The sequence below is a fragment of the Streptomyces cirratus genome (assembly GCF_014650775.1).
Lineage (GTDB): Bacteria > Actinomycetota > Actinomycetes > Streptomycetales > Streptomycetaceae > Streptomyces > Streptomyces cirratus.
Window position 1 is genome coordinate 390467 of sequence record NZ_BMVP01000001.1, and the last position, 20430, is coordinate 410896.

The 20430-nt window shown below is 71.9% G+C and carries 15 protein-coding genes; 8 read left to right on the top strand and 7 right to left on the bottom strand.

Translation table 11 applies throughout. From position 1 onward, the window contains the following. Positions 1-19: 19 nt before the first annotated feature. On the bottom strand, positions 20-670 hold the full coding sequence (locus IE207_RS01810) for a TetR/AcrR family transcriptional regulator C-terminal domain-containing protein (protein WP_190182203.1): 651 nt from the start codon (positions 668-670) through the stop codon (positions 20-22). A 67-nt stretch (positions 671-737) separates the two neighbouring features. Here IE207_RS01810 and IE207_RS01815 point away from each other — a divergent pair, with 67 nt between their 5' ends. Next, on the top strand, positions 738-2255 hold the full coding sequence (locus IE207_RS01815; RefSeq protein WP_190182204.1) for an FAD-dependent oxidoreductase: 1518 nt from the start codon (positions 738-740) through the stop codon (positions 2253-2255). Here the strand turns inward: IE207_RS01815 and IE207_RS01820 are convergent. From IE207_RS01820 to IE207_RS01840, 5 genes are all read right to left on the bottom strand, one after another. Continuing rightward, positions 2185-3018, bottom strand: coding sequence for an endo alpha-1,4 polygalactosaminidase (locus IE207_RS01820; protein WP_190182205.1), 834 nt, complete (start codon positions 3016-3018; stop codon positions 2185-2187). The two genes, IE207_RS01815 and IE207_RS01820, sit on opposite strands and share 71 nt — an antisense overlap. After that, positions 3015-3665 (bottom strand): spherulation-specific family 4 protein, encoded by a 651-nt coding sequence (locus tag IE207_RS01825; RefSeq protein WP_190182735.1) that lies wholly within the window; start codon positions 3663-3665, stop codon positions 3015-3017. Before IE207_RS01825 ends, IE207_RS01820 begins: the two co-directional genes overlap by 4 nt. A 41-nt stretch (positions 3666-3706) precedes the next feature. Beyond that, positions 3707-5233: a hypothetical protein gene (locus tag IE207_RS01830; protein WP_190182206.1), complete on the bottom strand. Its 1527-nt coding sequence runs from the start codon at positions 5231-5233 to the stop codon at positions 3707-3709. Next, the gene (gene pelF, locus IE207_RS01835; RefSeq protein ID WP_190182207.1) at positions 5230-6744 is read right to left on the bottom strand and encodes a GT4 family glycosyltransferase PelF; all 1515 of its coding nucleotides are present in this window, start codon (positions 6742-6744) and stop codon (positions 5230-5232) included. Before pelF ends, IE207_RS01830 begins: the two co-directional genes overlap by 4 nt. Positions 6745-6871: 127 nt before the next feature. Next, entirely contained in the window at positions 6872-8905 is a 2034-nt protein-coding gene (locus IE207_RS01840) for a hypothetical protein (protein WP_190182208.1), read from the bottom strand. A gap of 353 nt (positions 8906-9258) precedes the next feature. Here IE207_RS01840 and IE207_RS01845 point away from each other — a divergent pair, with 353 nt between their 5' ends. The 6 genes from IE207_RS01845 (at position 9259) to IE207_RS01870 (ending at position 18843) form a co-directional block, all read left to right on the top strand. After that, complete coding sequence (locus tag IE207_RS01845) at positions 9259-10800, top strand: leucyl aminopeptidase (protein ID WP_190182209.1); 1542 nt, start codon at positions 9259-9261, stop codon at positions 10798-10800. Positions 10801-11123: 323 nt separating this feature from the next. Continuing rightward, a complete protein-coding gene (gene lpdA / locus IE207_RS01850) occupies positions 11124-12512 on the top strand; it encodes a dihydrolipoyl dehydrogenase (RefSeq protein WP_190182210.1) in 1389 nt (462 codons plus the stop codon). A gap of 54 nt (positions 12513-12566) precedes the next feature. Further along, positions 12567-14372, top strand: coding sequence for a 2-oxoglutarate dehydrogenase, E2 component, dihydrolipoamide succinyltransferase (gene sucB, locus IE207_RS01855; protein ID WP_190182211.1), 1806 nt, complete (start codon positions 12567-12569; stop codon positions 14370-14372). 228 nt (positions 14373-14600) lie between these two features. Next, positions 14601-15224 (top strand): GntR family transcriptional regulator, encoded by a 624-nt coding sequence (locus IE207_RS01860; protein ID WP_190182736.1) that lies wholly within the window; start codon positions 14601-14603, stop codon positions 15222-15224. A 219-nt stretch (positions 15225-15443) separates the two neighbouring features. Next, positions 15444-18125: a pyruvate dehydrogenase (acetyl-transferring), homodimeric type gene (gene aceE, locus IE207_RS01865; RefSeq protein ID WP_190182212.1), complete on the top strand. Its 2682-nt coding sequence runs from the start codon at positions 15444-15446 to the stop codon at positions 18123-18125. 199 nt (positions 18126-18324) lie between these two features. After that, positions 18325-18843 (top strand): DUF4240 domain-containing protein, encoded by a 519-nt coding sequence (locus tag IE207_RS01870; protein ID WP_190182213.1) that lies wholly within the window; start codon positions 18325-18327, stop codon positions 18841-18843. Positions 18844-18865: 22 nt separating this feature from the next. On the opposite strand, the gene IE207_RS01875 is transcribed toward IE207_RS01870, so the two are convergent. Next, complete coding sequence (locus IE207_RS01875; protein ID WP_190182214.1) at positions 18866-19636, bottom strand: SDR family NAD(P)-dependent oxidoreductase; 771 nt, start codon at positions 19634-19636, stop codon at positions 18866-18868. An 86-nt stretch (positions 19637-19722) separates the two neighbouring features. On the opposite strand from IE207_RS01875, the gene IE207_RS01880 reads away from it, so the two are divergent. Continuing rightward, complete coding sequence (locus IE207_RS01880; protein ID WP_190182215.1) at positions 19723-20385, top strand: TetR/AcrR family transcriptional regulator; 663 nt, start codon at positions 19723-19725, stop codon at positions 20383-20385. The last annotated feature ends 45 nt before the right edge of the window (positions 20386-20430 follow it).

Sequence of the window (20430 nt, forward strand, 5' to 3'; positions counted from 1 at the left end):
CGCGGGCGCGTACGGCTCGTCAGGGCGTGCGGTAGCGGGCCCCGATGCCCGCGATGACGAGTGACAGGCCCTCTTCGAAGCCCTCGTCGTAGTCCTGGAAGAGGTCGGCGCCCGCCGCCGCGGCGAGGGGGAACGCCGACATCCGGGCCGCGCGTTCGGTGATGTCGTAGCCCTCCCGGCGTTCGCCCGGGAGGGGCTCGACGCCCTGCTCCTCGGTGACGAAGCCGAGGGTGAAACAGGAAGCGGTCGAGAACGCGCGGACCGCCTGGGCCGGCGTGAAGCCGGCGTCCACCAGCGCGCGCAGGTTCGTCTCCAGCCCGAGGGCGTGTTCGGTGCCGGTGAAGCGCGAACCGCTGAAGACCTTGGCGCCGTCGCGGTGTTCGAGCAGCGCCGCGCGCAGCGCGCGGTTGACGGCCAGGAGCCGCTCCTGCCAGGTGACCTCCGGGCCGAGCCGCACCCCCGCGTCCATCCGGCGGTACATCTCGGTGGCCATCTCGTCCAGCAGTTCCTGCTTGCCCTTGAAGTGCCAGTACAGGGCGGGTGCCTGGACGTTCAGCTCCTTCGCGATGGCCCGCAGGGTCAGTCCGTCCAGGCCCGCTTCGTTCAGCAGGCGCAGCGCCGTCTCCACGACCTGCTTCTTGTCCAGTTTCGGGGGTCTCCGGGTCGTCACGCTTGACAGCTTAACACCGTTAAGGCAACTCTTGGGAGGCAACTTAACGACGTTAAGGAGAAGTGACATGAACAGCACGGGCAGTACGGGCAGCGGCACGGGCACGCACACGGACGTCCTGATCGTCGGGGCGGGCCCCACCGGCCTCGCGCTCGCCGTCGACCTGGCACGGCGCGGGGTCGACGCCCTCGTCGTGGAGCGGGCCGGCGCACTCTTCCCCGGCTCCCGCGGCAAGGGCATCCAGCCGCGCACCCGGGAGGTGCTGGACGACCTCGGCGTGGGCGACGCCATCGACGCGGCCGGCGGCCCCTACCCGGCCGCGATGACCTGGCGGGACGGCCGGCGCCAGGGCGACCACCCGATGTTCGACGCGGGAAGCCCCGGCCAGGAATCGCCCTACCACGAGCCCTGGATGGTGCCGCAGTGGCGCACCCAGGAGATCCTCTCCACCAGGCTCACGGAACTCGGCGGCACGGTCGCCTTCGGCCGGGAACTGGCCGGTCTCGACCAGGACCCCGAGGGAGTGGACGCCGTCTTCGCCTCCGGGGAACCCGTCCGCGCCCGCTACCTCGTCGCCGCCGACGGCGGCCGGTCCACCGTGCGGCGCGCGCTCGGCATCGCGATGACCGGCGAGACCGTCGACCCGAACCCGGTCCTCGTGGCCGACGTCCGCGTCACGGGACTCGACCGCGACCACTGGCACGTCTTCCCGGCCTCCGGCGACACCGGGGTCCTCGCGCTCTGCCCGCTCGCCGGCACGGAGGACTTCCAGCTCACCGCCCAGTTCCCGGAGGGCACGGACATCGACCTCTCCCTCGACGGCATCCGCGCGGTGGTGGCCGCCCGCTCCCACCTCGCCCCCGAGGACGTGACGGAAGTGCGCTGGGCCTCCGACTTCCGACCCCGGGCGGCGCTCGCCGACCGGTTCCGCGAAGGTCGCGTCTTCCTCGCCGGGGACGCCGCGCACGTCCACTCCCCCGCGGGCGGCCAGGGACTCAACACCAGCGTCCAGGACGCGTACAACCTCGGGTGGAAGCTGGCGGCGGTGCTCGCCGGCCGGGCCCCCGAGTCCCTGCTCGACACCTACGAGGAGGAACGGCTGCCGGTGGCCGCCGACATGCTCGGCCTGTCCACCCGGGTCCACCGGGGCGAGGCCCGGCGCGGGGCGGCCACCGGGATGCTGGGCCTGGGCTACCGGGGCTCCTCCCTCTCCGTGGACACCCGCACCGGCCCGCCCGCGGCCACCCTGCGCGCGGGCGACCGCGCACCGGACGGGGTGCCCGGCGGCGTGCGCCTCTTCGACGCGTTCCGCGGGCCGCACTGGACGCTGCTGGCCGTCGGCACGCCGGCGCGGGCAGACCTTCCGGGACTTCCCGGCGTCCGCACCGTGTGCGTCCCGTCCTACGCGCCCTACGGCGACGGGGTGTTCCTCGTCCGGCCCGACGGCTACGTGGGCTGGGCGGGTGCCACCGCAGAGGGCGTCGCCGCGTACGCGACCTCGGTCGGCGCCCTTGCTACGGCTCGCCCCGGGGCGGGCACCAGCGGCGCCAGGCATCCAGATCGGTCTTCTTCTGGAGCGAGCTGAGCTTCTCCTGCTGCGAGGTGGGGCACCACTCGCGCAGCCGGCCCTCGTACTCGACGTGGAAGACGGCCTTCCCGGCCGCGATGAACGGCCGGTAGCGCTCGCACTCGTCGAACTGCGCGCACTGCTCGTTGACGGCGAACTCGAAGTCCCCGACGAGCTCCGGGATCTGGTCGAGGTCGTTCTTGAGCCCGACCGACAGCCCCCGGTCGTGCGCGAGCTTCGCGATCAGCCGGTTGTAGGTCAGCTGGTCGGCGGCGGTGAGCGGGAACCCGGACGAGTTGGCGTAGCCGTCCATGTTGTCGGGTTCGATCGCGTCGAAGCCCTTTTCCCTGCACATGTCGAAGCGCTTGGCCATCAGCGGTTCCAGTTCGGCCGAGCGCCGGATGTCCAGCCAGCGCTCGCCTTCCCACCCGTTGCCCTCGCCGAGCAGTTCCTTCGGGAAGTCGGCGGCGTCGGGTCGGAAGTCCTCCCAGGCGCCGGTGGAGAGGTAGCAGATCGTCTTGCGGCCCGCCTTCTTCAAGGCGGCCACCTGCTCCTTGGTGGTGTTGAAGCCGTCGACGTCGTACACCGCCGCCTTCACGGACGGGTCGAGCGTGCCGGTGAGCTGCCACTGCCAGCTCACCTGCGGCGCGGGCTGCCAGCGCTGCCCGGGCGCCGGGTCGGGTGACAGGTCGTCGGGCTCCGGCGGCTCGGGCGCCGACGTGCAGGAGGCCAGGAGCAGGAGCGGGCCGACGAGCAGCCAGGGCAGTGCGCGGCGCCTCATGCGGTGGCCTCCAGGGCGTACGGAAGGGTCCCCCACGGGTGTGCGCCGGTGCCGGGGACCGCGCAGTGCACGGCCGCCCGCCGCTCCAGGGCGAGTCGGGCGGCCGGTGCGCCCGGCGGGACGGCGTACACGAGGTGGCAGAACAGCTGGGCGGGGTGGTCGGCGGTCCACCGGGGGGCGGCGCCCGCGTCGCGGTACGCGTCCCAGGGACCCTCGAAGGTGACGAGCAGGTCGGCCAGCGCGGCGTACCCGGGGTGCGGGTGGACACCGTGGTTCAGCACGAGGGTACGGGCGCCGGCGGCCCGGGCGGCGACGGCGAGCCGCCCGTAGTGCGGCAGCAGTTCCGGGTCGGCGGACGCCTGGTCGAGGAACGCGCCGTCAGCCTGGTACCAGTCGCGGTGGCGCAGCAGGTCCTGGACGACGGCCGCGTGCGGGCGCCGCCCGTAGTCGGTGTCGGTGTACCCCAGTACGGGCACCCCGGCGGCCCGCAGCCGCCCGGCGACCGCGGCGAACCGTTCGTCGGGGGCCGCGCCCGGCCCGCTGTCGGGGTTGAGCACCACCGAATGCAGCCGGCCGGCCGAGGCGATCAGCAGCTCCCACGCCTCGGGCCGGTCGGCGGGGTGCTCGTAGAGGGGCACCAGCAGCATGAGGTCCTTCTTCTTGTGCGTCTCGTACGGGGACACGTGCGTCAGCGGTGGGCCGTGGCCCGGCCCAGCAGCAGGCAGACCAGTGTGGCCAGGGCGGCCGCGGCCGTGCCCGCCACCGCCAACTGCACCAGCCGCGGCTGTCCGAACCCGGTCAGCACGGCCAGGCTCTGCACGAACGCCGCCGAGGCGCATACCACCGCGGCGGCCCGGACCGCCCCGAAGGACTGGAGCAGCAGCCCGGACCACATGACGGCGCCGAGCAGCAGCAACGCCGCCGCCCGGGCCCCGGTCAGGGAGGGCGCGCCGGGCCACAGCAGGGTTCCGCTCACGCCCAGCGCCAGCAGCACCGCCAGGTACCGGGCCAGGCAGCCGGCCAGGGTGGCGAGCATCCGGCGCCGGAACGCCCGCGGCGAGCGGGCCGCCCGCAGCCCGGCCAGGCTGCCGCTGCGGAACCGGTACAGCAGCCATTCGGCCGGGCCCATGCTGAGGGTGAGGGCCACCGCCGAGGGCGCGGCGACCGCCTCGGCGGGGCCCCCGGCCAGCACCTCCCCCAGGGCGGCGTACAGCACGAGCAGCCCGGTGCCCAGGCCGAAGACGCCGTACGGCACGGAGTCCGCGAGCCGGGGGCCGCGCGGCGCGTACTCCTCCTCGGTGCCGCGCAGCATCCGCCACCGCACGGGGCCCCCGCCCGGGCGGCCCCGCGTCCGCTCCCGGACCCGCCGCAGGGCCGCCGCTGCCCCCTCGGCCAGCGGCAGTTCCCGTACGGCCAGGAGGCAGGCGGCCAGCAGGGACACCGCGAGCAGGGTCACCCGCACCCTGACGGGCAGGTCGACGAAGAGCGCGAGCACCGCGCCGGCGGCCATCGGGACGAGCGCGGCGAGCAGCACCCGCTCCCGGCCGAGTACCAGCAGGACGGTGGCCGCGCCGACGTACAGCGCCTGCCCGGCGGCGAACGCGTAGGAGAACGGCGGGCCACCGGGCACCGCCAGGGCGGCGGCGGTGCCCAGCAGCGCCCCGGCGGGGGCCCCGGCGAGCAGGGTCCGCCCGGCGGCGGCCCGGTCGCCGAGGCCGAGCCAGGAGTAGGCCCGGTGGGACAGGGTCTGGTCCCACACCCAGCCGATCAGGGCGCCGGCGAGCAGGGTGAGCGTCCCGGCGGGCAGGCCGAGCCGGTCCGGCGGCCCTTCCAGCAGGGGGGCTCCGAGCAGGTAGGCGAGGCCGGGCAGGGCGAAGACGACCCCGCGCAGCAGGCAGGCGGTGAGGGAGACCTTCCAGGGGTCGGGGGTGCTCCGGGGCTCGGGGAAGGAGCGGGGCACCCGGGTGTAGAGCTCCTCCGCGAGCGTGAAGGAGTCGTGGCGGCCGTAGGTGAGGCGGATGTATTCGTCGTTCATCCCGTCGGATTCGAGGATGGCGGCGATCTCGTCGGGATGGACGGCGGCGGCGATGAAGGCGTCGAACCGTTCGACGAGTTCGTCCATCGGGTCGGCGGCGGCCGTGGCCGTCCGCCGGGGGCGGGGGATGGCGGGCAGGGTGTTGCCGCCGGGCACCTTGAGCCACAGGGATCCGCTCACCACAGGTTCCCTTCGGCGGCGAGCTCCCGGTACCAGGGGTCGGCCAGGCGCTGGGTCCAGTCGTCGCCCGGCTGGACGGGCAGGACGGGCTGGCCCGCGAGTTCCCGGTAGATGTGGCGGAACCCGTCCACGGACTGGTGGAGGGTGAACTTCTCCACGACCCGCTTGCGGGAGCGCCGGCCGAGTTCGGCGCGGCGTTCGTCGTCGCGGAGCAGGGCGAGGGTGGCGCGGGCCATGGTCTCGGGTTCGCGGGGCGGGACGACCAGCCCGGTGTCGCCGACGGCCTCGCGCACTCCCCCGACGTCGGTGGAGACGGTGGTGCGGCCGCAGGACATGGCTTCGATGATGCTGAACGGGAAACCCTCGCTGATGGAGGAGAGCATCACGATCGAGCCGGCCGCGTAGGCCTGGGCGACCTGCGCGATGCGGCCTTCGAAGGTGATGCCGTCGGACACCCCGATCTCGGCGGCGAGTTTCTCCAGGCGGAGCTTGTAGTCCTCGCAGCCGGCCGGGACCGGGCCGAACAGGCGCAGCCTCAGCCGGGGGATCTCCTGGCGCATGAACGCGTAGGCGCGGATGAGGGTTTCGAGGTCCTTGATGGGGTCGACGCGGCCGCACCAGCTGAGGGTGGGCACCTCCGGTTCGGGGCCGGCCTCGGGGAAGGCGTGCGGGTCCACGCCGTTGTAGACGGTGCGGATGCGGTCGGAGGCGGCGCCTCCGCGCTCTTCCCAGCGGCGGTTGTACTGGTTGCAGGGCGTGATCAGGTCGGCCTGCCGGTAACCCTCGGTGTTCAGCTCCCGGTAGAAGCCGAGCAGGAGGGCCTTGACCGGCCAGCGCTGTTCGGCGGTGCGGTAGCCGAGGTAGCGCTCGCGCAGGTAGATGCCGTGCTCGGTGAGCAGGAAGGGCACCTGGTCGAGGTGCTTGGCGGCGAGCGCCGGCAAGGTGGCGAGGCCGCTGCTGACGGCGTGGGAGACGCTGTCGCGCGGGATGCGCACGCCGAGCGGGCGCAGAGCGTGTTCCAGCAGGTCGGTGGCGGTGAGCGCGTCGTGGATGGTGGGCGCGGCATCTGCGGTGCCCGTGCCGGGGCGGGTCCACAGGTCCATCAGGAGCCGCAGGACGGACTCGGAGCGCAGGGCGGGGGCGAGGCGGCCCGAGCGGGCCAGCAGGGCCAGTTCGCGCAGGGCTTCGGAGAATCCGCCGCGCGTGGGGTCGAGCAGCGACAGCAGGAACGCTTCGTAGGTGTCGGTGAAACTGCGCCGGGCCTTGCCGCGCAGGGCCGAGCGGAGGGTGCGGGGCGGCGGCGGCCCCCACAGCGGTACGGCGGTGTGCCGGTAGACGTTGTGGGGCAGTTGCCAGGTGACCGGCTCGCGTCCGGAGCCGGTCAGGGCTATGACGTTGAAGTCGACCTCCGGCATTCCCCGGACCAGCTGGTCGCACCAGGTGCTGACGCCCCCGTGGACGTGCGGGTAGGTGCCTTCGGTGAGCATGGTGACATGACGCCCATGGCTCATGCGGTGTGTCCCCCCAGGACGGAAAAGGGGCCGGCGCCCGTGGTTCGCGGAGCGCCGGCGCAAGGTGGTGCTGCGTTTCGTGTGCCGATGGAGCGGTTCCGGCCGGGCGGAGGGCCGGGGGCGGCCGTCAGGCCAGCTTGAGCGTGACCGCCGACTGCAGGGGCTCCGGGGACGTCCACGCGGAGCGGGTGCCGGCGTACGCGGTGCCGAAGTCGGCGGTGCCGAGCAGGAGCTGCTTCTTGGTCCCGACGGGGGCGGTGACGGGTGCGGCCACGCCGGAGGGCGCCTTGACGGTGACGTCCTTGCCGATGCGGTAGGCGGTGACCTTGTTGGCGGCGAGGGCGGCGTCCCAGGCGGCGCGGCGGCCGAGCTCGACGCCGCTGTCCTTCATGCTCTGGTTCACGATCGGGGCGCTGGGGGCGTACAGGGCGCGGTAGGTGTCGAGGACCTGGTTGAGGACCGGGTACAGGGTGCGGTCCTCGGCGAGGTTGGACTGGTGGACGTAGTGCGGGCGCGGGTCGTTGTTCAGGACGTGGCGCAGGGCGGTGCGGGCCTCGGTGGGGACGATGTAGTCGAGGTAGCCGGTGCCGGCGTCGAGCGGGGCCGCAAGACAGGTGGAGGTCGCCGGGTTGTCCTCGCAGGCGCCGCTGCCGCCCTGGGCGCGGCTGGTGTAGATCCAGTTGTACTCGTCGGCCATCTCCGCGTTGGTGCCCGTGTTGTAGTACACGTTCATCGGGTAGCGGGGGACGGTCAGGGCGGCGCCGACCGCGCGCTGCCCGGGTTCGCGCGAGCTGTCGCTGCCCGCCCACTTGATCCCGTTGTCGGCGAACGCGCCCGACAGGTTCGGGTTGTCCACGGTCTGCTGCGGCAGGGTCTTGAGACCGGAGTGCTCGCCGGTGACGATCTCGGAGCGGTCGGTGGTGATGCCCTTGGACGCGGCCCAGTTGTTGTTGTCGCGGATCTGGGCGGAGATGTCCGCGCGGCTCATCCAGTTGACGGCGCCCTGGGCGTTCTTCGTGCAGCTCCAGGGCACGGTGGTGACGTCCTGGACGCAGCCGAGGAAGAGGTGGGTGTAGGTGTGGTTCATCCAGCGGAACTGGGCCCGGTCGGCGATGAGCTGGGCGGTCAGGGCGTCGGTGCCGCCGTTCTCCGTCTTCCACTCCTCCCCGGCGCCGGCGTTGAAGAGCATGTCGAGCTTGAAGTTCTTGCTCTGCTGCCACTGCACCGCGTACTGGGCGTCGGCGGCGCTCATCCGGATGGTGCTCTCCTTGCCCTCGCCGCCCGCGCACGCGTAGTCGCCGGGCGTGCAGTTGAGGGCTTTGTCCCAACGGGCGTCCGGGGCGAAGACGTCGTCGACGTGGACCGCGAAGTAGTTGCGCTCCTGGCCGAGGTGGACGCCCTGGGTCAGCCAATCGACGATGCCCCGGGCCAGCAGCCGGAACTGCTGCTGGTACTGGTTGTAGCCGAAGGTCACGACCAGTTCGCTGCGCCCGTCGTGGGCGTACTCGCCGACGAGCGAGGCCCGTCCGGAGCCGACGGGGGCGTCGAGGTAGCTGGTGTAGCCGGTGCGGGGCTTGGCGATGAACCCGTAGCTCTCCGGGATCAGCGGCGAGTTGTCCTCGAAGGTGACTTGACCCCCGAGGTAGCCGAAGGGGCCGGCCTTGCCCGCGGTGGTGACGGCGGCCTGGGTGCCGTCCAGCGTGCCGCTGTAGCCGCCGTTGTCGGTGTATTCCAGGCCGACTTCGGGGTGCGCCCAGGTGTAGGCGTCCACCTGGCGGATTCCGTACGCCGTCTCGTAGGCGGTGAGCGCGGCGGATTCGGCGGAGCCCGCGCCGAAGGGGTTCTCGTTGGGCAGGACGACCCCCTGGAACTTGGCGCGCGGCCGGCCGTCGACGGTGTCGCTCAGGAAAGCCGCGTTGATCACCGGGCGGCTGCCGCTGCCCAGGTCGACGCGGGTGTAGGGGACTCCGGTGTCCCGGAGTTCGGCGGTGATCGCCGCGACCGAGCTGCCGCCGTCGTCGACGACCAGCACCCTCAGGTCGATGCGCGGTACGACGGTGGCCGCCTGGGCGGTCGCCGCGGGCACCGCCACGGACATCAGCGCCGTCGCGGCCATCGCCGCGGCAAGCCTGTTCATCCGGTTCTTGTTCTTGCTGACCATTTCGGCCTTCCCCCCGCAGGCTCCCTCGGCGACGGCCATGGCGGACGGCCGACCGGGGAGGCTCTGTGGAAATCATGCAAAGGGACCCCACGCCCCCTTGCGAGAGTGGCTCGAGTCTCTCGGACCTCGTCAGGTCTAAAGCGCAAACCTGGAACAGAGACCACAGATGGGTGAACCTGTCAGTGGTCCCGTCGAACAACTTGCCAAACCTTCGAGTGACGTACGGACGACCGCGTACGCGTAGGCTCTTTTCCGGGTGCCGCCGCGCCCGAATACGATCGCTGCGGAGCGGCCGGCGACCCTGACGCGACCGCAGCGCACACATACACAAACGGAAGCGAGACTTCACCACCGTGACTGCTCTGACTCTCAGCACTGCCGGCGCGGCGACGCTCCGCGCCGACGCCCTCGTGGTCGGTGTGGCGAAGGGCCCGAAGGGGCCCGTCGTCGCCGCGGGCGCCGAGGCCGTGGACAAGGCGTTCGACGGAAAGCTGGCCGCCGTGCTCGACGCCATGGGCGCCTCGGGCGCCGAAGGCGAGGTCACCAAGCTGCCCGCGCCCGCCGGTCTCAAGGTCCCGGTCGTGCTGGCCGTCGGGCTCGGCTCCGTACCGGAGCAGGACGAGTCGTACGACGAGGAGGCCCTGCGCCGCGCCGCCGGCAGCGCAGCGCGCGCCCTGCACGGCGCGAAGAAGGCCGCGTTCGCCCTTCCCCTGGACGACGCCTCCGCCGTGACCGCCGTCGCCGAGGGCGCGTTGCTCGGTGCGTACGCCTTCACCGCCTACCAGGGCGGCGAGGACAAGGTCGCGAAGAACCGCGCGAAGAACGGCGGCCCGAAGCAGCCGCTGGCCGAGGTCACCCTGCTCGGCGCCAAGCCGCGCGACAAGGAGCACAAGGCGGCCGCCGAGCGCGCCACCGTCGTCGCGACCGAGGTCAACATCGCGCGCGACCTGGTCAACACCCCGCCGAACGACCTCACCCCCGAGGCCTTCGCCGCCGTCGCCACCGCGACCGCGAAGGAGAACGGCGTCAAGGTCCAGGTGCTGGACGAGAAGGCCCTGGTCAAGGGTGGCTTCGGCGGCATCATGGGCGTCGGCAAGGGCTCCGAGAACCCGCCGCGCCTGGTGAAGCTGTCCTACACCCACCCCAAGGCGGAGAAGACCCTCGCCTTCGTCGGCAAGGGCATCACCTACGACTCGGGCGGCATCTCCCTCAAGCCGGCCGGCCACAACGAGACGATGAAGTGCGACATGGCCGGCGCCGCCGCGGTGTTCGCCTCGGTCGTCGCGGCCGCCAAGCTGGGCCTCCAGGTCAACGTCACCGGCTGGCTCGCGCTCGCCGAGAACATGCCCTCCGGCTCCGCCACCAAGCCCGGTGACGTGCTGCGCATGTACAGCGGCAAGACCGTCGAGGTCCTCAACACCGACGCCGAGGGCCGCCTGGTCCTGGGCGACGCGCTGACCCGCGCCAGTGAGGAGAACCCGGACGCGATCGTCGACGTCGCGACCCTGACCGGCGCGATGGTGCTGGCGCTGGGCGACCGCACCTTCGGGATCATGGCGAACGACGACGCCTTCCGCACCTCGATCCACGAGATCGCGGAAGAGGTCGGCGAGGCCGCCTGGCCGATGCCGCTCCCCGAGGACCTGCGCAAGACCATGGACTCCCCCACCGCCGACATCGCCAACATGGGTGTCCGGATGGGCGGCGGCCTGGTGGCCGGCCTCTTCCTCCAGGAGTTCGTCGGCGAGGGCATCACCTGGGCCCACCTCGACATCGCGGGCCCCGCCTTCCACGAGGGCGCCCCTTACGGCTACACCCCCAAGGGCGGCACCGGCTCCGCCGTGCGCACCCTGGTGCGGCTGGCCGAGCGCACCGCCACGGGCGACCTCGGCTGACGCCACCGCCACGTGATCACGCGCCCCGGGACCCCGCGAGGTCCCGGGGCGCTTCCGCTCGTCCGCGCGCCGACTCGTCCGCCCGTTCGCTCTGGACGAAATCTCGACGATCAGTGGTTTTCTACGCACTGGTAACCGGGATTCCGGCAGAACCACCGTACCCAGCCGGGGCCCGGCGTCCCGCGTTCCCCCGACAAATGCGAAGATGGGTTCTCGGCAGGACAGGGCCCCCACCACAGGGCCGAAGAAACAAGCGGCCGAATACCAGCCGCCGCCCGGTCACAGAGGACCGGTGCCCGGCGCACATGCATGGAGGACGTGACGTGGCGAACGACGCCAGCACCGTTTTCGACCTAGTGATCCTCGGCGGTGGCAGTGGCGGTTACGCCGCCGCGCTGCGCGCCTCCCAGCTGGGTCTCGACGTTGCGCTGATCGAGAAGAACAAGCTCGGTGGCACCTGCCTGCACAACGGCTGCATCCCCACGAAGGCTCTGCTGCACGCCGGTGAGATCGCGGACCAGGCGCGCGAAGCCGCCCAGTTCGGTGTCAAGGCCTCGTTCGAGGGCATCGACATCGCGGGCGTGCACAAGTACAAGGACGACGTCATTTCGGGCCTGTACAAGGGCCTGCAGGGTCTCGTCGCCTCCCGCAAGGTGACGTACATCGAGGGTGAGGGCCGTCTCTCCTCCCCGACGTCCGTCGATGTGAACGGTCAGCGTATCCAGGGCCGCCACGTCCTGCTGGCGACCGGCTCCGTGCCGAAGTCGCTGCCGGGCCTGAACATCGACGGCAACCGCATCATCTCCTCCGACCACGCGCTGGTCCTGGACCGCGTGCCCGAGTCCGCGATCATCCTCGGCGGCGGCGTGATCGGCGTCGAGTTCGCCTCGGCGTGGAAGTCCTTCGGCAGCGACGTCACCGTCGTCGAGGGCCTCAAGCACCTCGTGCCGGTCGAGGACGAGAACAGCTCCAAGCTCCTGGAGCGCGCGTTCCGCAAGCGCGGCATCAAGTTCAACCTGGGCACCTTCTTCGACAAGGCCGAGTACACCGAGAACGGTGTGCGCGTCACCCTGGCCGACGGCAAGACCTTCGAGGCCGAGGTGCTGCTGGTCGCCATCGGCCGCGGCCCCGTCTCGCAGGGGCTGGGGTACGAGGAGCAGGGCGTCGCGATGGACCGCGGCTACGTCCTGGTCGACGAGTACATGCAGACCAACGTGCCGACCATCTCGGCCGTCGGCGACCTCGTCCCGACCCTCCAGCTCGCGCACGTCGGCTTCGCCGAGGGCATCCTGGTGGCGGAGCGTCTGGCCGGTCTCAAGACCGTCCCGATCGACTACGACGGTGTCCCCCGCGTCACGTACTGCCACCCCGAGGTCGCCTCCGTCGGCATCACCGAGGCCAAGGCCAAGGAGATCTACGGTGCGGACAAGGTCGTGGCGCTGAAGTACAACCTGGCCGGCAACGGCAAGAGCAAGATCCTCAAGACCGCGGGCGAGATCAAGCTGGTCCAGGTCAAGGACGGTGCCGTGGTCGGCGTCCACATGGTCGGTGACCGGATGGGCGAGCAGGTCGGCGAGGCCCAGCTGATCTACAACTGGGAGGCCCTGCCGGCCGAGGTCGCGCAGCTCATCCACGCGCACCCGACCCAGAACGAAGCGCTCGGCGAGGCCCACCTGGCCCTGGCCGGCAAGCCGCTTCACTCCCACGACTGATTCGTCACGGGCGCGACGACCACTTCCGCACTTTCGTAAGGAGCAACAGAAACCATGTCGGTTTCCGTAACCCTTCCGGCGCTCGGCGAGAGCGTCACTGAGGGCACTGTCACCCGCTGGCTGAAGGCCGAGGGCGAGCGCGTCGAGGCTGACGAGCCGCTGCTCGAGGTCTCGACCGACAAGGTCGACACCGAGATCCCGTCGCCCGTCGCCGGCATCCTGGCCTCCATCAAGGTCGCCGAGGACGAGACCGTCGAGGTCGGCGCCGAGCTGGCCGTCATCGACGACGGCTCGGGCGCGCCGGCCGAGGCTGCCGCTCCGGCCGCCGAGACCGCCGCCGCCCCGGCGCCGGAGGCCCCGCAGGCCCCCGAGGCCCCGCAGGCCGCCCCGTCGACCGAGGTCGAGACCCCGGCTCCGGCCCCGACGGCCGAGGCGGCCGCCGGCGGCGGTTCCGCCGAGGGCACCGATGTCGTGCTGCCCGCGCTGGGCGAGTCCGTCACCGAGGGCACCGTCACCCGCTGGCTCAAGCAGGTCGGCGAGTCCGTCGAGGCCGACGAGCCGCTGCTCGAGGTCTCCACCGACAAGGTCGACACCGAGATCCCCGCGCCGGTCGCCGGCACCCTGCTGGAGATCCTGGTCGGCGAGGACGAGACCGCCGAGGTCGGCGCCCGTCTGGCCGTCATCGGCGTCGCCGGTGCCGCCCCGGCCGCCGCTCCGGCTCCGGCCGCCCCGGCCCCGGCTGCCGCTCCGGCTCCGGCCGCCCCGGCTGCCGCTCCGGCTCCGGCCGCCCCGGCTGCCGCTCCGGCTCCGGCCGCCCCGGCTGCCGCCCCGGCCGCTGCTCCGGCTGCCGCTCCGGCTCCGGCCGCTGCCCCGGCCCCGGCCGCCCCGGCTCCGGCTCCGGTCGCTGCCCCGGCCCCGGCTGCCGGTGACGAGGGCGCGTACGTGACCCCGCTGGTGCGCAAGCTCGCCTCGGAGTCCGGCGTCAACCTGTCCACGGTCTCCGGCACCGGTGTCGGTGGCCGTATCCGCAAGCAGGACGTCCTGGCCGCCGCCGAGGCCGCCAAGGCCGCCGCCGCTCCGGCTCCGGCCGCAGCCGCTGCCGCCCCGGCCGCCACCCAGGCTCCGGCCGCGGTGTCGGAGCTGCGCGGTCAGACGGTCAAGATGACCCGCATGCGCAAGGTCATCGGCGACAACATGATGAAGGCCCTGCACACGCAGGCTCAGCTCAGCTCCGTGGTCGAGGTGGACGTCACCAAGATCATGAAGCTGCGTGAGAAGGCCAAGGCCTCCTTCCAGGCCCGTGAGGGCGTCAAGCTCTCGCCGATGCCGTTCTTCGTCAAGGCCGCTGCCCAGGCGCTCAAGGCCCACGCGGTCGTCAACGCCCGGATCAACGACGACGAGGGCACCATCACCTACTTCGACTCGGAGAACATCGGCATCGCCGTCGACTCCGAGAAGGGCCTGATGACCCCGGTCATCAAGGGTGCCGGTGACCTCAACCTGGCGGGCATCTCCAAGGCGACCGCCGACCTGGCCGCCAAGGTCCGCGGCAACAAGATCACGCCGGACGAGCTGTCGGGCGCGACCTTCACCATCAGCAACACCGGCTCGCGCGGTGCGCTGTTCGACACGGTGATCGTGCCGCCGAACCAGGTCGCCATCCTGGGCATCGGTGCCACCGTCAAGCGCCCGATGGTCATCGAGACCCCCGAGGGCACCGTCATCGGCGTCCGCGACATGACGTACCTGACCCTGTCCTACGACCACCGCCTGGTGGACGGCGCGGACGCGGCCCGGTACCTCTCGGCCGTCAAGGCCATCCTCGAGGCAGGCGAGTTCGAGGTCGAGCTCGGCCTGTAGGGCCGCCCGCGGCGGTAGCCGCACAGCTGTCGCGCACGGCGCCCCCGTCCGGAACCTTCCGGGCGGGGGCGCCGTCGTCGGTCCCGGCGCTTCCCCGGTCCCGGCGCCCCGCCCGTCTTGTAACGAGCCTCACCCCGGGTCCCTGACCAGGAACGCTTCGCGTCGGCCGACACCGCCGTATTGTCTACGCATCAGCCCCGCGCGCCCCCAGGAGATGAAGCGCCGATGATCACCCCACCCGTCGTGCACTCGCTGCGCGAGCAGATCCGCGAGCACATCGTGGAGGGGATCGTCAGCGGCCGCTGGAAGCCCGGCGAGCGGATCGTCGAGCGGCGGATCGCCGTCGAACTGGAGGTCAGCCAGACGCCCGTCCGAGAGGCCCTGCGCGAGCTGGAGACGCTGCGGCTGATCGAGTCGGCGCCGAACAAGGGCGTCCGCGTACGCAACCTCTCCGCCGCCGACCTGGAGGAGATCTACCCGGTCCGGGCCGGTCTGGAGCAGATCGCGGCCGAGCTGGCGGCGCCGCGGCTGGCGGCGGACTGCACGGCGCTGGAGCCGCACGTGGCGGCCCTGTGGGAGGCGGACCGGGCCGAGGACGGGACGGCCCAGGTACGGCACACCGTGGGCTTCCACCGCGAGCTGGTGCGGGCCGCCGGCAACAGCGTGCTGCTGCACACGTGGGAGAGCCTGGGCATCGAGGTGTTCACCGCCCTGTCCATCCGGTGGCTGGGAACGGTGCAGAAGTCGTACGCGGAGGAGCACGCGGCTCTCGTGGAAGCCTTCCGCAATCAGGATCCGGACATCGGCGTGCTGGTGAAGCGGCACGTCCTGGGGTGCGCACCCCGGGCCTGACGGTCGGCTTGTCCCGGTTTGACCGGCACCGGGTGCCCATTTTCATGGCACGCGGTGCCGACTTTCGCCGGATCGACACTTCTTCGCCACTTTCGTTTGATCGATCATCGATCAGCGACTTACAGTCGACCCGGACCCCTACCCGGGTCCGCCGACCCTGTCCTGCCCGTCAGGGATTTCTTCACCACCTCTCCTTTGTCCGGAAGGCGGCGCACACCGATGTCCGACCCCGTAGGAAAGCTTCCGAGCGAGCTCGACCAGCTCCCGGACCGCGACACCGAGGAGACCGCCGAATGGGCGGCCTCCCTCGACGCCGTCGCACAGGCCGCCGGTACGCGCCGCGCCGAATACCTGCTCCGCCGCACCCTCCAGCACGCCGAGGCCGCCGGCCTCGCCCTGCCGAAGCTGCTGGAGACGGACTACGTCAACACCATCCCCACCGCCGCGGAGCCCGAGTTCCCCGGTGACATGGAGATGGAAGCCAAGATCACCGCCTGGAACCGCTGGAACGCGGCCGCCATGGTGACCCGCGGCTCCAAGTACGGCGTCGGCGGCCACATCGCCACCTTCGCCTCGGCGGCCTGGCTCTACGAGACCGGCTTCCAGCACTTCTTCCGCGGGAAGGAGGCCGACGGATCGGGCGACCAGCTCTACATCCAGGGCCACGCCTCCCCCGGCATCTACGCCCGCGCCTTCCTCGACGGACGCGTCTCCGAGCAGCAGCTCGACAACTTCCGCCAGGAGTCCGGCGGCAACGGCCTGCCGTCCTACCCGCACCCGCGGCGCCTGCCCTGGCTGTGGGAGTTCCCGACGGTGTCCATGGGCCTCGGCCCGCTCTCCGCGATCTACCAGGCGCGCTTCAACCGCTACCTGCAGAACCGGAGCATCAAGGACACCGCCAACTCGCACGTCTGGGCCTTCCTCGGCGACGGCGAGATGGACGAGCCCGAGTCGACCGCCGCCCTGGCCCTCGCCTCCCGCGAGCGGCTCGACAACCTGACCTTCGTCATCAACTGCAACCTGCAGCGCCTCGACGGTCCGGTCCGCGCCAACTTCCGCGTGGTCCAGGAGCTGGAGGCCCAGTTCCGCGGCGCCGGCTGGAACGTCATCAAGTCGCTGTGGGGCTCCGCCTGGGACGAGCTGTTCCAGCTCGACACCACGGGCGCCCTGGTACGCCGCCTGCGCGAGGTACCCGACGCGCAGTTCCAGACGTACGCGACCCGCGACGTGGCCTACATCCGGCAGCACTTCTTCGGTGCCAACGCCGAGCTCGTGCAGCTGGCGGCCGTACTGTCCGACGCGAAGATCGCCGAGTGCTTCCACAGCTCCCGCGGCGGCCACGAGCCCCGCAAGGTGTACGCCGCGTACAAGGCCGCCCTGGAGCACAAGGGCGCGCCGACCGTCATCCTCGCGCAGACCGTCAAGGGCTACACGCTGGGCGCCGGGTTCGAGTCGAAGAACGCGAACCACCAGATGAAGAAGCTGACGATCGACGAGTTCAAGGACATGCGCGACCTCCTCGGCCTCCCGATCCCCGACAGCGCCTTCGCCGACGGCCAGGTCCCGTACGGCCACCCGGGCGCGGACAGCCCCGAGGTCCGCTACCTGAACGAGCGCCGCGCGGCCCTCGGCGGCCCGGCCCCCGCCCGCAAGGTCCACCACGTGGCCCTGCCCGCGCCGGCCGAGCGTTCCTTCGCCCCGCTGCTCAAGGGCTCCGGCAAGCAGGAGATGGCCACCACCATGGCCTTCGTCCGGCTCGTCAAGGACCTGATGCGGGACAAGGAGACCGGCAAGCGCTGGGTGCCGATCGTCCCCGACGAGGCCCGCACCTTCGGTATGGAGTCCCTCTTCCCGTCGGCCGGCATCTACTCGCCGCTGGGTCAGACGTACGAGCCGGTCGACCGCGACCAGCTCATGTACTACAAGGAAGCCAAGGACGGCCAGATCCTCAACGAGGGGATCACCGAGGCCGGCGCCATGGCCGACTTCATCGCCGCCTGCACGTCGTACGCGACGCACGGCGAGCCGATGATCCCCTTCTACATCTTCTACTCGATGTTCGGCTGGCAGCGCACCGCCGACCAGATGTGGCAGCTCGCCGACCAGCTCGGCAAGGGCTTCATCGTCGGCGCCACCGCGGGCCGTACGACCCTCACCGGAGAGGGGCTCCAGCACGCGGACGGCCACTCGCACCTGATCGCGTCCACGAACCCGGCGTCGCTGAACTACGACCCGGCCTTCGCGTACGAGATCGCGGTGATCGTCAAGGACGGTCTGCGCCGCATGTACGGCGAGAAGCCGGAAGACGTCTTCTACTACCTGACGGTCTACAACGAGCCGAAGGTCCAGCCGGCCATGCCGGAGGGCGTGGAGGAAGGCATCCTGCGCGGCCTCTACCGCTTCAACGAGGCCTCCTCGCTGGAGTCCGCCCCGGCCGCCGACGCCCCGAAGATCCAGCTCATGGCCTCGGGCACGGCGATCCACTGGGTCCTGGAGGCGCAGAAGCTGCTCGCCGCCGACTGGAACGTGGCCGCCGACGTCTGGTCCGCCACCTCCTGGGGCGAGCTGCGGCGCGACGCGCTGGAGTGCGACGAGGCGCTGCTGCGCGGCGAGGTCCGCACCCCGTACGTCACGCGCGCCCTGGAGGGCGTCACCAGCCCGGTGCTGGCCGTCTCCGACTGGATGCGTCAGGTCCCGGACCAGATCAGCCAGTGGGTCGAGCAGGACTGGACCTCGCTGGGTACGGACGGCTTCGGCCTGTCCGACACGCGCGAGGGCGCCCGCCGGCACTTCGGTGTCGACCCGCAGTCGATCGTGGTGGCCGCGCTGGCCCAGCTCGCCCGCCGCGGCGAGGTCCCGGCGTCCGCCATCAAGGAGGCCCGGGAGCGCTACGGCCTGTAGGCCCCGCCTGCCGCGCCGTTGAGGCGGTCCGCCCCGTGAGGGGGCGGACCGCCTCACGCGTTTTCCGCGCCCGGTTCTCGCGATGACCTCCTGCGGCCGCTCGTGCCGCCCTTTTTGCGGCCACGCGGGGGGCGTTCACCGGCCTTTGGCCGTATGAGCGGTGGCGGCGCGGGGGCCGACCCGTGATGCTGGAGCCGTGATGGACGAGACGGAGTTCTGGGAGATCGTCGACCGTACCCGCGAGGCCGCCGAGGGCGACCCCGAGGAGCACGCCGAGCTGCTCGTGGAGCGCCTCGCGCAACTCGACCCGGACTCCGTGCTGGACTTCGCGCGGCATTTCGAGTCCCGGTACAACCGGGCGTACACGTGGGACCTGTGGGGCGCCGCCTGGGTGCTGCTCGACGGTGCCAGCGACGACGCCTTCGACTACTTCCGGTGCTGGCTGATCGGCCAGGGGCGGGAGGTCTTCGAGGGCGGGGTGCACGACCCGGACTCGTTGGCGGAGCTGCTGGACGACTTCGACGAGGAGATCGACGGGGACGGCGAGGAGCTGGGGTACGCGGCCGACGAGGCGTACGAACAGCTGACGGGCGCGGTGGCGCCGGACCTGGGCGTCGCGCTGCAACCGGCCGAGCCGGAGGGCGCGCCGCTGGACTTCGAGAACGAAGCCGTCCTCGCGGAACGCTTCCCCCGGCTGTGGGACCGCTTCCGGGCCTAGGGCAAGATCCAGTAGGGACGGCCTAGTAGTGGGTGCCGCCGTCGATGCGGATCTCGGTGCCGGTGATGAAGGCGCCGTCCTCGGAGCCCAGCATCGCGACGACGCCGGCCACGGTCTGCGGGCCGGCGAAGCCCTGGCCGAGGGCCGGGGCGAGCTTGGTGAACAGGCTCCAGTCGGTGTCCTCGGGCAGGCCGGGGCCGTTGCCCGTGGTCATGCCGCTCTCGATGGAGCCCGGGGCGACGGAGACGAAGCGCAGGCCCTGCTTGCTGTATTCGGCGGCGAGGGCGTGGGTCATCGACTGGATGCCGCCCTTGCTGGCCGCGTAGGCGGACATGTAGGGGTGCGCGAAGGACGCCGAGGTCGAGCTGAAGTTGACGACGACCGGCCGGTCGCCGTCCAGCAGGGCCGGGAGGGACTCGCGGATCATCAGGAAGGTGCCGGTCAGGTTGACCGAGATGACCTTGTTCCAGAGGTCGAGGGTGGTCTGGTGGGTGTGCGCGGAGCGCAGGATGCCCGCGGCGTTGACGAGGACGTCCAGCCCGCCGAGCGCGCCGACGCCGGCGGTGACGCCCGTCTTCACCGACTGCTCGTCGGATATGTCGAGCACGGCGGTGGTCAGGCGGTCCGCGTGCCCGTCGGCGGCGGCCTGCTCGGCGGTGGCCTTGAGGCCGGCTTCGTTGACGTCCACGGTGTGGACGCGGCCGCCCTCGGCGAGGATGCGGTGGACGGTGGCCTGGCCGATGCCGGAGCCACCGCCGGTGATGAGGACGCGACGTCCTTCGTAACGGTTCATGGGCGTAAGCGTACCCGCGCGATGACACGTTTTGCCAGCATGTCAAAACATGCAAGGCAGGAAGGTCCGGGCGGTAGGCTTCATCCGTGAGATCCCCTCGTCCGTACTCCCCCCAGGCCGGCCCCGCAGCGCAGTCGCTGACCGAACGCCGCAAGGCCGCCACCCAGCTCGACATCGCCCGCGCGGCCTGCGAACTCTTCGGCGAGCACGGCCCGGACGGCACCACCGCCGAGGACATCGCCCACCGGGCCGGTGTGGCCCTGCGCACCTTCTACCGCTACTTCCGCAACAAGCAGGAGGCCGTGGCCCCACTGCTGGCGGGCGGCGGCGACGCCTGGCGCGCGCTCCTCGCCGAGGAGGACCCCGCCACCCCCCTCGCGCAGGCGCTGGACCGCGCCGTGACCCGCTCCCTGAGCGACCTCCAGTCCATCGAGGAGGGCCTGGAGGTCACTCGCGGCCTGCTCCGCGCGGCGGCGACCGACGAGGCCCTGCGCGGCGTCTGGTACCGGGTCAACCAGGACTCCGAGGAACGCCTGGTCCCGGTCATCGCCCGCCTGGCCGGCCCGGACGCCGACCCCCTGGAGATCCGCCTGCTGGCCGCGGCCGCGACCGACTCCATCCGGATCGCCCTGGAGCTCTGGTCCGCGACCGACGCCCCCACCTCCGGCCCCGGCTCCCCCGCCGAAATCGCCCTCCGCTGCCTCCACGCCCTCACCGGCGCGATGCCCCTCCTGCGCCCCTCGGACTGAGCGCACTTCACCGGAGGCGCCGGGACGACACAGAGGCCGCCCGCG